This window comes from Moritella sp. 28 (genome assembly GCF_018219435.1).
Taxonomy (GTDB): domain Bacteria; phylum Pseudomonadota; class Gammaproteobacteria; order Enterobacterales; family Moritellaceae; genus Moritella.
Map to the genome: position 1 here is coordinate 4,453,246 of NZ_CP056121.1, position 13,742 is coordinate 4,466,987.

At 41.0% G+C, this 13,742-nt stretch carries 14 protein-coding genes; 9 read left to right on the forward strand and 5 right to left on the reverse strand.

What is annotated here, in order from left to right:
• Window positions 1-24 precede the first annotated feature (24 nt).
• Complete coding sequence (locus HWV02_RS19765; protein ID WP_211677480.1) at window positions 25-1,419, reverse strand: PhoH family protein; 1,395 nt, start codon at window positions 1,417-1,419, stop codon at window positions 25-27.
• Window positions 1,420-1,578: 159 nt separating this feature from the next.
• Between HWV02_RS19765 and HWV02_RS19770 the strand changes: the two genes are divergently transcribed.
• Window positions 1,579-2,007, forward strand: coding sequence for a lipopolysaccharide assembly protein LapB (locus HWV02_RS19770; protein WP_211677481.1), 429 nt, complete (start codon window positions 1,579-1,581; stop codon window positions 2,005-2,007).
• A 261-nt stretch (window positions 2,008-2,268) separates the two neighbouring features.
• On the opposite strand, the gene HWV02_RS19775 is transcribed toward HWV02_RS19770, so the two are convergent.
• On the reverse strand, window positions 2,269-2,619 hold the full coding sequence (locus tag HWV02_RS19775; RefSeq protein ID WP_211673087.1) for a RidA family protein: 351 nt from the start codon (window positions 2,617-2,619) through the stop codon (window positions 2,269-2,271).
• A 214-nt stretch (window positions 2,620-2,833) separates the two neighbouring features.
• On the opposite strand from HWV02_RS19775, the gene HWV02_RS19780 reads away from it, so the two are divergent.
• On the forward strand, window positions 2,834-3,295 hold the full coding sequence (locus tag HWV02_RS19780; RefSeq protein ID WP_211677482.1) for a hypothetical protein: 462 nt from the start codon (window positions 2,834-2,836) through the stop codon (window positions 3,293-3,295).
• A 67-nt stretch (window positions 3,296-3,362) separates the two neighbouring features.
• On the opposite strand, the gene HWV02_RS19785 is transcribed toward HWV02_RS19780, so the two are convergent.
• Window positions 3,363-4,166 carry a transporter substrate-binding domain-containing protein gene (locus HWV02_RS19785; protein ID WP_211673089.1) on the reverse strand — a complete coding sequence of 268 codons (804 nt, stop codon included), beginning with the start codon at window positions 4,164-4,166 and terminating at the stop codon, window positions 3,363-3,365.
• Window positions 4,167-4,373: 207 nt separating this feature from the next.
• On the opposite strand from HWV02_RS19785, the gene rcsF reads away from it, so the two are divergent.
• The 3 genes from rcsF to HWV02_RS19800 are packed head-to-tail and all read left to right on the forward strand — an operon-like array spanning window position 4,374 to window position 6,167.
• Complete coding sequence (gene rcsF / locus HWV02_RS19790; RefSeq protein ID WP_211673090.1) at window positions 4,374-4,760, forward strand: Rcs stress response system protein RcsF; 387 nt, start codon at window positions 4,374-4,376, stop codon at window positions 4,758-4,760.
• Window positions 4,761-4,762: 2 nt separating this feature from the next.
• A complete protein-coding gene (tsaA, locus tag HWV02_RS19795; RefSeq protein WP_211673091.1) occupies window positions 4,763-5,536 on the forward strand; it encodes a tRNA (N6-threonylcarbamoyladenosine(37)-N6)-methyltransferase TrmO in 774 nt (257 codons plus the stop codon).
• Window positions 5,529-6,167 carry a DapH/DapD/GlmU-related protein gene (locus HWV02_RS19800; RefSeq protein WP_211673092.1) on the forward strand — a complete coding sequence of 213 codons (639 nt, stop codon included), beginning with the start codon at window positions 5,529-5,531 and terminating at the stop codon, window positions 6,165-6,167. Before tsaA ends, HWV02_RS19800 begins: the two co-directional genes overlap by 8 nt.
• Window positions 6,168-6,204: 37 nt before the next feature.
• Here HWV02_RS19800 and HWV02_RS19805 read toward each other — a convergent pair whose 3' ends face one another.
• Window positions 6,205-6,819: a hypothetical protein gene (locus HWV02_RS19805; protein WP_211677483.1), complete on the reverse strand. Its 615-nt coding sequence runs from the start codon at window positions 6,817-6,819 to the stop codon at window positions 6,205-6,207.
• 173 nt (window positions 6,820-6,992) lie between these two features.
• On the opposite strand from HWV02_RS19805, the gene HWV02_RS19810 reads away from it, so the two are divergent.
• The 3 genes from HWV02_RS19810 (at window position 6,993) to HWV02_RS19820 (ending at window position 10,628) form a co-directional block, all read left to right on the forward strand.
• Window positions 6,993-8,714 carry a proline--tRNA ligase gene (locus tag HWV02_RS19810; RefSeq protein WP_211677484.1) on the forward strand — a complete coding sequence of 574 codons (1,722 nt, stop codon included), beginning with the start codon at window positions 6,993-6,995 and terminating at the stop codon, window positions 8,712-8,714.
• Between the two features lie 256 nt (window positions 8,715-8,970).
• Window positions 8,971-9,366 (forward strand): DUF3465 domain-containing protein, encoded by a 396-nt coding sequence (locus HWV02_RS19815; protein ID WP_211689211.1) that lies wholly within the window; start codon window positions 8,971-8,973, stop codon window positions 9,364-9,366.
• A gap of 134 nt (window positions 9,367-9,500) precedes the next feature.
• The gene (locus tag HWV02_RS19820; protein ID WP_211673095.1) at window positions 9,501-10,628 is read left to right on the forward strand and encodes a patatin-like phospholipase family protein; all 1,128 of its coding nucleotides are present in this window, start codon (window positions 9,501-9,503) and stop codon (window positions 10,626-10,628) included.
• A gap of 1 nt (window position 10,629) precedes the next feature.
• Here HWV02_RS19820 and HWV02_RS19825 read toward each other — a convergent pair whose 3' ends face one another.
• Window positions 10,630-12,594 (reverse strand): monovalent cation:proton antiporter family protein, encoded by a 1,965-nt coding sequence (locus HWV02_RS19825; protein WP_211689212.1) that lies wholly within the window; start codon window positions 12,592-12,594, stop codon window positions 10,630-10,632.
• 224 nt (window positions 12,595-12,818) lie between these two features.
• On the opposite strand from HWV02_RS19825, the gene HWV02_RS19830 reads away from it, so the two are divergent.
• Complete coding sequence (locus HWV02_RS19830; protein WP_211689213.1) at window positions 12,819-13,694, forward strand: GGDEF domain-containing protein; 876 nt, start codon at window positions 12,819-12,821, stop codon at window positions 13,692-13,694.
• The last annotated feature ends 48 nt before the right edge of the window (window positions 13,695-13,742 follow it).

The following is a 13,742-nucleotide window of genomic DNA, read 5'->3' on the forward strand; positions in this document are numbered from 1 at the left end:
GTATCATTAAAATCTAATGATTAATTACATATTATGCTCAGCAAAAGAAGCTAAACGGCTACGTTGCACTCCTTTTAAGAACACATTGGCACTGCCGTCAAAATCTTTAAAGCGTTCCACGATATAAGTAAGACCCGAGGTTACAGCGGTCAAGTAACTACTATCAATTTGCGATAAATTACCCGAACACACAATTTTAGTGCCCTCGCCACAACGCGTAATAATGGTCTTAAGCTGCGCAGCAGTGAGGTTTTGACACTCATCTAATAATACAAACGCATTTTGAATCGAACGACCACGCATAAAGTTTACTGACTTGAACTGTAAGTTCGCTTTCTGCTTAATGTATTCAACTGAGCCATCTTTACATTCATCGTGTTTATGCAAAACTTCTAAGGTATCCGTGATCGCGGCCAACCAAGGCAACATTTTTTCTTCTTCCGTTCCAGGTAAGAAACCGATGCTTTCCGCAATTTCTGGCGTGTTACGTGTAACAATCACCTTGTCATACATTTTTCGCTCAACGACTTGCTCTAACGCAGCAGCCATCGCCAAAATAGTCTTACCACTCCCAGCGGGTCCGGTCAGAATGACCAAATCAATATGCGGATTAAGTAAAGCTTCCAGCGCCATGCCTTGATAAATATTCTTAGGATGTATACCCCAAGCTTTTTTTGACATCAGACGTTCACGGCCTAAATCAACAAAACTAATTTCTCCCTTGTCCTTTCCGACAACACGGGCGGCAAAGTGATCCGTTTCATCAATCAGGTATTGGTTAATAAAAGTATCTTTAAGCAATTCCGTTTCGACAGTATGAATGGTCTTTGAACCCATCGTTTCACTTTTCATGCTTTCACTGTGGCATTCGTTTATCTCTTGCCAAAAATCGCCAGCGAATTTATGAAAGCCGGTCGCTAAAAATTTAATGTCCTCAATCAATTGATCAGAACGGTAATCCTCTACCCGATTAAGCCCTGCGCCCTTCGCTTTCAAGCGCATATTAATGTCTTTGGTGACCAGTACAATTTCGCGATCAGATTGGTTTTGCAGGAACAACGCGGCATTGATAATTCGATTATCGGGTTCATTTTCAGTAAAGAAAACATCTTGCTTCATCACGCTATGATCAGCAAAAATAGAGATCTTGCCCAATTTATTTTTACTTTCTATTTTTTGCAATGGCACACCTTGACTGATTTCTTCAGGGGTGGCGTTTGAAAAAATATCCTCCAATGCACGAATAGCGACTCGTGCATCCCGACTGACATCCCTTTTTCTATCTTTGATATTATCGAGCTCTTCTAAAACAGTCATGGGGATCATGACATCGTGCTCTTGAAAGGTGAAGATAGATAAAGGTGCATGTAACAACACGTTGGTATCGAGAATGAAAACTTTGTTATTGGTACTTTCCATAAAAACACCTCTTTTAGTTCGACTAACCCTTAGCGCTTAGCCGTCGACCTTGTTGATTTCATTTTTAGCCATTTTTTTACAATATCTGTGCTGCAATACGATATACTTACAAAATACATACCTCTGATGACCCTATCAGGCTTTTATTACGGAAATAAGATGACAGCAACCAAGACAGCACTTGACCCTAAGCTATTTAAAAAAATCGAAATCATTTGTGAAAAAGGTGAAGAGCAGCTCGAAGCTGAAGAATACAAAACTGCGATCGATACCTTTATGCAAGCTTATGATCTTGTTCCTGAACCTAAGATCCACTGGAATGTATCAACATGGATCCTAACAGCACTAGGTGATGCACACTTCATGTTAGGCGATTGGCCGTCATTAGAAGAAGCAACGGGTTTTGCTATGTTATGCCCTGAAGGTGCGGTAAATCCTTATTTACACCTACGTTTAGGTCAAGCACACTTTGAACTTGGCAACATGGGGCCAGCGAAAGAGCAACTAGAAAAAGCATTTGAAGCTGAAGGTGAAGAAATCTTTGGTGATGATGATCCAAAATATTTAGCCTTTGCCAAAGCTAAATAAAACAATAATTCTACCACCCTCTTTTACTATTATAGTGGGTGGTTATTATTCTGACCAAAACATCGAACAAACAAGTACCTAATCTAAAATAAACGGTAAGCCTAATAACGCAGGAGTCGCTATTCTTACGCTTAAATTAGAGGATAAAATGACGTGAATAACAACTATAAAGGTAGGGCTCGTTAAATATAATAAATAAAAAAGCAGTTAATACTGATGGCAATCAATACATCCCTGCTCTATTACATACCGCACTATCGCTTATACGATCTCAGCTGCCACCACTGAAATTTCAACTAATAACGCCTCACGTGCCATACTCGCTTGTACACATGCTCGTGCAGGTGCATGACCCGCAGGTACCCATGCATCCCAAACTGCATTCATTTCAGCAAAGTCAGTCATCTCTTTGATATAAATCGTTGCTGATAGCATGTGTTCTTTATCACTGCCCGCTTGGGCTAATAAATCCGTTACTTTTGCTAACATGGTTTCAGTTTGCTCTTTGATTCCATACGTTGCATCTGCGCATACTTGGCCACATAAGTAGATAGTACCGTTGTGCTTTACAATACGGCTCATTCTTTGCTTTGTTTCTATTCTCTCTATCATGCTACCTATCTCTCAATCAAATATGTCCAAGGTCGGACTAATGGCTACATTTTAACTTGTATAGTAAATTTTTCCACCTAAATACATTTCATGTGTATAGATGGTACTTAGTTAAATCTCTGTAACAACCCTGCCTAAAAACAACATTATTGACATCTAATCAGCTACATTTTAACATGCGATCGTGAATAAACACTATTAAGGATAATGGAAATTGAACATAACAAAACGAATTTGTGCCACTATTTTATTGTCAGCCTTAGTACCGAATGCTATCGCTGCCACAGCGTTTACCTGTGATGATTTGATTGGGGAATGGAAGGCTCCGATGGGTAACAACCAGACCTTCATTTTTATGAAAATAACGCCATCGACAATCAGTAGTACAGACAGTAAGGTATTTTCAGTACAATATAATACGATGGGTACTGAAAATGTGGATGACTATGAAAATAATAATAATTTATTCTGCTTTGAAGGCCTTAATGACAAGGATGATCCTAAGGGTATAAGACCCTTAACAGTAGCGTTCGAAAATCTTTATGGTGGGCATTCAATTGGTACTTATAATGATGAACTACAGCAACTATGGGCAGGTTTATTAGCCAAGGATAAAACTAACAAAAAATTCATTTCTCGAATGGATTCGTTCTGGTTTACCAAAGAACAAAAATAAAAACCAACGCCGAGATATAAGTCGACCTGATCAAATGGCGGTAGTGTAACGACTTGATCAGGTTTGTTTATTGCTTAATGGCCAAACTCCATTTACGTAAAATTTTATTTTCGACTTTTGGCTCAATTTGCATGATCGCCTTATCTAATATTTTACGTAACATGGCTTGATCTTTACGCACTCCGAAGCGATAACGGTTCACGTATTTAGTTCGACCTGATACGGTTAAATTTTTAAGCCCAAGTTTGGCAATTTTGTAACGCAACACAAAAAGTGATTCAATCGTTGCAACTATCTCACCACTGGCCGTTCTTCTCAGTGCTTCATCTGTGCTATCGACACGACTCACAATAACTCGAGGGTAGTTGTTACGTAGGTATTCTTCATACACATAACCTTCTACCACGGCCACTGTTTTACCGCGTAATGATTTTAAGTTACGGATACCATGCACATTTTTTTTAGTCGCTAATGCTGCAACCGCTTCAACATAGGGAGCTGTAAAAATTAGCCATTGTGAGCGCCTTGGTGTTTGATTGAGAAAAGACAATACATCACACCCCCCACTACGAGTAACGTCTAAACTTTGTTGCCAGGTCTCTGTTTCTCGAACTTGAAATTCGACATCTAACATCGCCGAGAACACAGCTATATAATCAGCAGCAATACCAATGTAACCCAGTTTAGGGTCCCATGCTTCGTAAGGCATCCAGTTAGGATCGATACACAACTTTATCGGCGCGCGAGCAGAGAGATAGGTACGTTCCTCTGCAGTAAGACGTATTTTATCAATACCCGCATGGGCATAAAGGCTAATACTGGCTAAACTTAGTGAACATAATACAGCGATAATACAGCTCGTTTTTGTCATCGTCTTGCTTACCTCATATGGCGTTTATCCAATATAAGTTAAGACTATAATCGTCTAGCTATCTAGTAAATAACCACAATTATTCACGTTCATCGCTCATTTTAATTGCGATAAATTAGATAACATGCGTAAACACCCTAAAAATAAATGTCTTTAAGCCAGTGATAGAATTATAATTAAACCCAAATATCACTCGATTAAAATGCCATGAAATATTTAATATTACTCACAGTACTACTGAGCGGCTGTAGTAAGTATCCGTTACAAACAAATTTAGATAAAGATAACTTCACCGAATACTTCTCTATTTCAGGTGTCGAATATTACACTGCTGGCGCACTACAAAATTATCAGGTTGAACAACTGGGTTTAGTGGAAGGCGAAAGTTGCCAAACCGCCACGAACCTTCCTCCAGCAGAAGAGCAGCAAGCTAAAATTGCCGCCAAACGTAAAGCTGCTGCGCTTAATGCTAATGGTATTATTATTCGTTCATGTATCGCCCCTCCCGCATCTAAAGCCTGCCTTAGCAGTTATGTGTGCTATGGCGATGCTATCAATGTAAGTCCTTTAAACCGCAGTAATGACGACAGTTGATAATGAAACTAGAACTCGAAACCGTTGGGATTATCCATACCCCATATAAAGAAAAATTTGCCGTGCCGCGTCAACCAGGTTTGGTTTCCGCGGCTAAAGCACAGCTCATTTTAAGCCCACCATTTGATGAAGCAGATGCCTTACGTGGGCTTGAGCAGTTTAGTCATGTATGGCTGATATTTGCTTTCCATGAAACCATGGGTAAAGGCTGGAGTCCGACAGTACGTCCACCCCGTTTAGGCGGTAATGAACGCTTGGGTGTTTTTGCCACCCGTTCAACATTTCGCCCTAACCCGTTAGGCCTGTCGGTAGCGAAACTTGATAGTATTACAATTAAAAATAATCAGTGCATTTTGAATTTATCAGGCATTGACTTGGTCGATGGTACGCCGATTTTAGACATCAAACCTTATGTGCCTTATGCTGACAGTTTACCTGATGCTCAAGCGGGTTACGCAACTGACGCCCCCATTGCAGATATGCCTGTCACGTTTACAGACGAAGCCTTGAATCAAATTGCAGCACAGAGAAAAAAGCATCCCGAATTACAGACCTTTATCGCACAGGTATTAGCTCAAGATCCACGTCCTGCTTATAAAAAGAATAAGACAACACGCCAAGAATACGGAGTAAAGTTGTATGACTTTAATGTACGCTGGACAGTAGAAGATAATATCACGACTGTATTTTCGGTAATTAAAACTGACACAATAACAACGCTTGCGACAGTCACTACACCTACAAAAGAAACTGAGCCGGAAAGTACAAATGATTGATTATATTGCTCAGCACAAGCGTCGCTTAGCGTGGATGCCGGGTTTATATTACAAACTAAAACCCAAAGCATTAAGCTGGGCGAAAACGTGGCAAGCCGACCTACAAACTTATGTCATGTCGGTCGAAACCGTGGAATTTGGTGACAATTGCTTTATTGCCCCCGATTGTCATATGTTTGCAGAACCCGGCCGTAAGATCACCATGGGCGATAACTGTTTCTTCGCTGCTGCGAGTTTTATTCACGGGCCAATGACACTGGGGAATAATGTTGCGATCAATCACAGCTGCTCATTAGACGGGGGGAAAAATGGCATTATCATTGGTGATGATACCCGCATTGCCAATAACTGCCGTATCTATGCCTCTAATCACGGTATGCATCCTGACCAAGTTATTTGGCAGCAAGCCTCAACCTCCCAAGGCGTGATTATAGGTAAAGACGTTTGGATTGGGGCTAACGTAGGAATTGTCGATGGCGTGACGATTGCGGATAATGCAGTGATTGGGATGCAAAGTGTGGTAACGAAGGATGTACCACAATGGGCAATAATGGCTGGAAATCCCGCGCGTCAAATTGGCGACAGACGGGATAAAAAAGACAGTCTGCTAAAACAAATTCAGACCGCGTGACGGTCTGAATTTTCCTATATTGTTAATTTCAACAGGCTTATAAGAAGAACAGACGCCATAACCAGTTCGAATCTAAATCTTCTTTACAGGTGCGATACTGACCCGCATATTTCAACGAACGCTGGTTTACTTTCTTCGCCACTTTCTTCAACCACGGTTTTTGGTTATAGGTTTTACGCTTATAACCGCCCCAACCTTCGTGGTAATTCAAGTATTGCTTCTCGGCATCCCATTTAGATACCCCATTGATTTTTTGAGATTTATTAATAAACCACCCCATAAAATCCATGGCGTCATGAAAATCAGAACGGCTTGACCAGCTATTTCCTGTTTCCTTAACGTAATCACCCCAGGTCATCGTTTTTGCTTGGGCATAACCATAGGCAGAACTCGCGCGTCCTGTCGGAATAATCCACCAATACTGCATTGGCGGCTGGGCATTATGCTTAAATGAGCTTTCTTGATACATCATAGCCATTGGCACATGCACAGGCACGCCCCATTTTTCTTTACTGTCGATGGCCGCTTTATACCAATCGTATTTTTCAATAAAGATATCGCAAATATTTTCCGGATTACGAGGTTGTGACGAGCAACCAAACAATACGCTGCCGACTATTATAAGTGCAGCTAATCTCAGTGTTTTTTTCATTTTAAGTAGCATAAATCCAATTTTGGCAGCCAGTATATGGCCTACGAGAAACGAATAAAAGGACACCAGTCAAAAATAAATAAAACTAATCACGAACTTTTACTGTTTACTCAGGCGTCGCCCTGTTAAAATCGCTCTCTTATATCGATTTTATTAGTAAATAAAGGAACGTTATGCGCAGCAGCAATTACTTGCTTTCAACTTTGAAAGAAACTCCAAATGACGCAGAAGTAATTAGTCACCAGCTAATGCTTCGTGCAGGTATGGTTCGTCGTCTTGCATCAGGTCTATACACTTGGTTACCGACAGGCTTACGAGTTTTACGCAAAGTAGAAAACATCGTACGTGAAGAGATGGACAAAGCAGGTGCTGTTGAAACTCTAATGCCAATGGTTCAACCAGCAGATTTATGGCAAGAAACAGGCCGTATCGATAAGTTTGGTCCTGAATTGTTACGCATTAACGATCGCCACAACCGTCCTTTTGTTTTAGGTCCAACGCACGAAGAAGTGATCACTGACATCGCGCGTAAAGAAATCAACAGCTACAAACAACTGCCGTTGACGCTTTACCAAATCCAAACTAAATTCCGTGATGAAGTTCGTCCTCGTTTCGGTGTGATGCGCTCGCGTGAATTCCTGATGAAAGATGCATATTCTTTCCATTTATCAGATGAATGTCTAAACGATACGTACAACAAAATGCATCAAGCATATTGCAATATCTTCGAACGTATTGGCCTAGAGTACCGTCCTGTACTTGCTGATACAGGTTCAATTGGTGGTGCTGTATCTCACGAATTCCACGTACTTGCAGAAAGCGGCGAAGACGATATCGTATTCTCTGACGGCAGCGATTACGCAGCAAACATCGAAAAAGCAGAAGCACTAGCACCTGCTGGCGAACGTCCTGCAGCAACGCAAGAATTAACCGTTGTTGATACACCAGATGCACACAGCATCGAAGACGTTTGTAAATTCTTAAGCGTTGACGCAACACAAACAGTAAAAACACTGCTTGTTGCTGCTGAAGCAGAAGAAGGCGCAGCACAAGGCGTTATCGCACTTGTTCTACGTGGCGACCATGAACTAAACGAAGTGAAAGCAGAAAAAATTGCTGGCGTTGCGTCCCCGTTAACATTTGCTAACGAAGCTCAAATCCAAGCAGCAGCAAACTGCGATGCAGGTTCTATCGGTCCTAAAGGTCTGAACTGTCCTGTTGTTGTTGATCGTTCAGCTGCACACCTAGCAGACTTTGTTTGTGGTGCTAACGTTAATGGTCAGCACATCACTGGCGCTAACTGGGACCGTGATATTGCAGAATACACAGTTGCAGATATACGTAACGTGGTTGAAGGTGAAGCGAGCCCATGTGGTAAAGGTACACTGTCAATTAAACGTGGTATCGAAGTAGGTCATATCTTCCAACTTGGTACTCAATACGCTGAATCTATGGGTGCTGGCGTACTGAATATGCAAGGTAAGCAGCAAACGATGACAATGGGTTGTTATGGTGTTGGTGTTTCTCGTATCGTTGCTTCAGCAATCGAACAGAACCACGATGAAAACGGTATTATCTGGAACGAGTCAATCGCACCATACAAAGTATCTATCATCCCAATGAACATGCACAAATCAGCAGACGTGAAAGAAGCAGCAGAGAAAATCTACGCTGAGCTTCAAGCCGCTGGTATCGAAGTACTATTTGATGATCGTAAAGAGCGTCCAGGTGTTATGTTCGCGGATTCTGAACTTATCGGGATCCCACACAACATCATCATCGGCGATCGTAGCCTGAAGAATGGTCTAGTTGATCACAAACTACGTACGACTGGTGATAAGACTGAAATCGCACTGACTGACATCGTAGAGCACATTAAAAGCCTACTAGCATAAACAAATACGCAATTAACTAACTTCGGTTAAGTGAACAATCAAAGCCAAGCATCTGCTTGGCTTTTTCGTGTCTGAAAGCCTAACTTACTCTTTAATTAATCATAATTATTATATTTTGAATCACTCAAAGCTAATAATTCAAATGAGCACAATGCATTGATTTATAAAGTAGTTTAAACTTAACTTTTAGTTTTAATGTCATTTAAATAAGCATTTAGTCGTTAAATGAAAGCAGTCAAAAATAAAGGTCATCACCATGAAACGGATTTTCACCCCTCTTTTAATAATGTTAAGCATGTTGTCATTCAACAGTTGGGCAAATGACGGCGTCTTAAAGCGCGCTTATCAATCACAACAAAGTGATATCCAAGTTAAGGGGTCTGGTAAGGTAACGCGAATATTACCCGATGATAATGACGGTTCTCGCCACCAAAAATTTATCCTACGTTTGAACAACCGCCAAACCATATTAATCGCACATAACATTGATTTAGCACCCCGCATTAAGAATTTAAAAGTCGGCGATGTAGTGCAGTTCTACGGTGAATACGAGTGGAATAGCCGAGGTGGGGTTATTCATTGGACGCATCGAGACCCGCGTAATAATCATCAACATGGTTGGTTAAAACACCAAGGTCGGATTTATAATTGATTTAACGCCCGCTATCATCTAAAAACCCCTATATCACAGTATTAATTTGGCGAAGCAGTGAGTCTTTAACAATAATTAATAGAGGATATTTCTTCTTTGATTAAACAGAATTTTATCTATGGATTTGGCTTGTTATGGCAGGGACTAAACAAGGACTATTATTGACAGGAGGTGGCGCAAGGGCCGCGTATCAAGTCGGTGCGCTAAAAGCCATTGCGGAGTTTTATCCCCGTAATCACGGTACACCTTTTAAAGTAATCACTGGTACATCAGCAGGGGCCATCAACAGTTGTGCGATAGCTTGCTACGCCAGTTGCTTTCGCTTGGGGGTTAAAAAGCTCGAATACATCTGGAATAACTTCCACGCCAACCAAGTATTTCAATGCAGTTTTAACGAAATATCACGGCACTTGTTACTTACCTTTTTATCACGATTCCAGTCGCCACACGTGGTGCGACAACCGGTATCCCTGTTTAACAACAAACCCTTGCGTAAACTGCTGGATCGTTATTTGGATATGCGCCGTATCGACATTAACATTCAACGCAAACACCTAGATGCGATTTCGATCACCGCATCTGATTATAGCAACGGTGATTCCATCAGCTTTTTTCAAGGTAATCAGCAATTACAAGAATGGCAACGCGCCCGTCGCAGTGGGTTACGAACACAGTTACACGCCCACCATTTATTAGCGTCTTCCGCTATCCCTTTGGTCTTCCCTTGTACCCAAATAGGCCATGATTTTTATGGTGATGGTTCCGTACATCAGCTATCACCATTGAGCCCCGCCATCCACCTTGGCGCAGAGAAGTTACTGGTGATCGGTGCAGAACAACCACCACAAAAGCTTAAACCTGGAGAATTACGCCAGACTCCATCAGGTGCCGATATCGCAGGGCATCTACTCGATACCGTTTTTACCGATACCTTAAACTCTGACATTGAACGGTTAAAACGTATTAATGACACCCTAACATTAACTCCAGAATCACAACTATCAACGTTAAATATAAAACAGATTGGCTTATTCCACTTAGCCAATGAACATGATATTAATGCCATTGCCGATGAATACTTTTACGAATTACCCATCACCATCCGAATGCTATTACGCACCATAGGGGTAAATGAACACAGCCATTCTTCAATTACGTCTTATCTGATATTTGAACAAAACTATACGCGTGAATTAATGCGCTTAGGCTATCAAGATGTATTAAAACAAGAACAGGAATTAAGGGCTTTTTTAAATATATAATCTAGCCAGCCCAACCACCTAACAAACAATGTTCCGCCCGCTTTACATAACGAGAAGGCCCACAAACCAGTACCACATCACCCACTTCAAAAATAAAGTCTTGATGAACTTGAGTCAACTCAATTCCTTGTCGGCGCACTGCACGGTAACTGACTTCTTTTAATTTCACTTCTGCGACTGTTTTACCAATCGCGTAAGCACCAAACTCAAGCCGGATCGCGTGTAACCGTTCTAACGCTTCACTTTCTTCAAAAGACACATTGCTTTCACCACCAAAATAAAAACCGTGTAAATGGTTATAATGCCCCTTTCGTTCATGCTGTAAGCGTTTCAAAATACGTTTAATTGGTACACCAGAAATAGCCAATACATGCGAGACCATCATTAAACTCCCTTCTAAGGACTCAGGCACCACATCAGTCGCCCCCGAGTTATGTAACATCTGTATATTGGAGTCATCAGTGGTACGTACTAATACCTTCGCATCAGTTAATGGTTTAACTACCTTTAACAACTCAATGGCTTTCTCTGTATCGTTAAATGTGATAATAATCGACTTAGCTTTCTCTGCACCTAACATCATTTGAATTTCACGGCGACTGGCATCACCAAATTCAATTTTTTCACCACCATTTAAGGCTTCTTGTACACGAACAGGATCACGATCGATAACAGTATAAGGGATACCTTCAATTTTTAAAAAACGCGCGATAGTTTGCCCGCTGCGGCCATAACCACAAACGATCACATGATCACTGTATTGCCCAGGAAGTGGTGGTGATAGTCCACTTTTACGTTTAGGTTTAGGCTGAAATAATAACCGCTGCACGATTCCCTGATGACAATCAATGAGCCAAGGTGTCATTGCCATACTGATCACCCCAACACCAACAAGGGTCGAAATTAACGGTAAAGGTAATAATTCCAATTTTCCAGCTAACGCCAATAAAACAAAACCAAACTCCCCCATTTGCGCTAATACTAAGCCTGTACTAAGCGCATTACTGCTGCTTTCCCCTAACCATTTAGCAAGTATAAACACCAGGATAATCTTGCTTAACATCATCACCACAAGCACTATTATTAAACGAGGCCAATCCTCGATTAAGCTCGGTAAATTAAGCAGCATACCGATGGTGATAAAGAAGAGTCCCATTAATACATCGCGAAATGGACGGATATCAGCTTCGAGTTGATGGCGATAAGGCCCCTCACCTAGCATCATACCAGCTAAAAAAGCGCCCAATGCCATAGATAAACCTAACCAATGGGTCATAAGCCCTGCGATTAAGGCCACTAGTAATGTCGACATGACAAAAAGCTCATCAGAACGAATTAAAGCGATCTCTTTAAACAAGGTTGGTAATATCCAGCGTCCCACGGATAAGATCAAAAATACCGCGAATAGACCTTTGACCATTGCCCAACCCATTTGCTCGGCAATCAGCATGACATCGCCACTTTGCTGCGCCAATAAAGGGATCATAATAAGGAAAGGCACCACCGCGATATCTTGAAATAACAGCACACTGATAGAAAGCTTAGATAAGCGACTATTCAGTAATTTCGATTCAGCTAACTGCTTGATCACAATAGCTGTTGATGACATTAACATCGCAGATGCAACGACAAATGCTTGTGCCCAATAGAGTGAAGCAAACAACCCGAGCAGCATAAATAGCACGCCAACACTCAGCACTTGCCCACCACCAAGCCCCACAACTAAATGTCGCATCGATAATAAACGCGGCAGTGAGAACTCTAAACCTAATGAAAACATGAGGAAAACGACGCCCAATTCGGCAAACAGTTCAATATCAGCTTGTTCAACAATTAATTGAAAGCCATAAGGCCCAGCAATCATACCCGTAGCAAGGTACGCGAGAATAGGCGGTAAGTGGATACGTTGGAATAACGCCACGAGTGCAACCGCAAGAGAAAGTAATTGAATGATATCAATAAACAAATTATTTTCCTCCTTAATCAGTTACATGAACGCCATCAATAGCGTGACTAAGATAATAAAAACAATGCCACTAAAGAATATGTACTAGCTCCCGATTTAACAAGTTGACCAAAGGATCAATAACAAAGATCCGCATTAATTAACCCTAATTTTTTAAAATATGGTACACAATATGCATTATTTAACATCACACTAGACTAGTGATTTTTTTGACTGAGGTTAAAATGGATAATTTAAGCATCATAAACGCCCCCAAAATGCATACTAATTATGGGCTTACTACGCCAAAGCGACAACAGAAGTTAAGCTTGGCACAAACCATTACCACGTTAAAAAAATTACAAACTAGCCTAGACGTCAATTCTTTGTTACATAATTTTGCCGCAATAGCGGCACAGCATGTCCGCTTTACCGGTTTAAGTTTTACTGAGGCAGCCAACAATATCCAATTAAAGACTGACTGCACCGCCGTTTTTCAACAACATTATCATTTGACGGCACAAGGTAAAGATTTGGGGTCATTGGTATATAGCTCAGTCAAACCATTACAAATTAATGAACTCTGCGTATTAAAAGAATTACATCAACTGCTGGTCACTAATCTCATGCACGCCTTAATGCTACAAGAAATGCAAATTAGGATCATGAAAGATCATTTAACCGGTTTAGATAATCGCGCGAGTTTTGATGAAAACATTCAGCGTTCTTATAGCCAATGCCAGCGTCATAAATCCAACATGGCGTTATTGATTACTGACTTAGATGATTTCAAACGTATCAATGATACTTATGGCCATCAATTTGGTGATCGTATTTTGAAACATTATGCGCGCGTATTGCAGCGTAGTATTCGTAATAGTGATATCGCATTCCGATTAGGTGGCGATGAATTTGCAATTATCTTGCAGCCAGCATCAGAACAATCAACTCGCTTAGTCGTAGAGCGTATTGACGCTGAAATTAACAATGACTCACTACTGAGCGAATTTCAGATCACCTCTGCAATTGGTTCGGCAACGTGGCGAACAGGTGAAACGATCGAGAGTTTATTTAAAATAGCCGATGAAGACCTGTATAACAGTAAATTAAATATCAAATAAAAAGCTCACCAAACTAGGTTTGATGAGCTTTGTTAAGTATAGAACAAA

Excerpts from the sequence above, each read along its gene's own strand:
- HWV02_RS19770 (WP_211677481.1), top strand. The coding sequence starts at position 1,579 with ATGACAGCAACCAAGACAGCACTTGACCCTAAGCTATTTAAAAAAATC.
- HWV02_RS19805 (WP_211677483.1), bottom strand. The coding sequence starts at position 6,819 with ATGAAAAAAACACTGAGATTAGCTGCACTTATAATAGTCGGCAGCGTA.
- HWV02_RS19765 (WP_211677480.1), bottom strand. The coding sequence starts at position 1,419 with ATGGAAAGTACCAATAACAAAGTTTTCATTCTCGATACCAACGTGTTG.
- HWV02_RS19785 (WP_211673089.1), bottom strand. The coding sequence starts at position 4,166 with ATGACAAAAACGAGCTGTATTATCGCTGTATTATGTTCACTAAGTTTA.
- tsaA (WP_211673091.1), top strand. The coding sequence starts at position 4,763 with ATGAAACTAGAACTCGAAACCGTTGGGATTATCCATACCCCATATAAA.
- HWV02_RS19800 (WP_211673092.1), top strand. The coding sequence starts at position 5,529 with ATGATTGATTATATTGCTCAGCACAAGCGTCGCTTAGCGTGGATGCCG.
- HWV02_RS19815 (WP_211689211.1), top strand. The coding sequence starts at position 8,971 with ATGAAACGGATTTTCACCCCTCTTTTAATAATGTTAAGCATGTTGTCA.
- HWV02_RS19775 (WP_211673087.1), bottom strand. The coding sequence starts at position 2,619 with ATGATAGAGAGAATAGAAACAAAGCAAAGAATGAGCCGTATTGTAAAG.
- HWV02_RS19810 (WP_211677484.1), top strand. The coding sequence starts at position 6,993 with ATGCGCAGCAGCAATTACTTGCTTTCAACTTTGAAAGAAACTCCAAAT.
- rcsF (WP_211673090.1), top strand. The coding sequence starts at position 4,374 with ATGAAATATTTAATATTACTCACAGTACTACTGAGCGGCTGTAGTAAG.
- HWV02_RS19820 (WP_211673095.1), top strand. The coding sequence starts at position 9,501 with ATGGCAGGGACTAAACAAGGACTATTATTGACAGGAGGTGGCGCAAGG.
- HWV02_RS19830 (WP_211689213.1), top strand. The coding sequence starts at position 12,819 with ATGGATAATTTAAGCATCATAAACGCCCCCAAAATGCATACTAATTAT.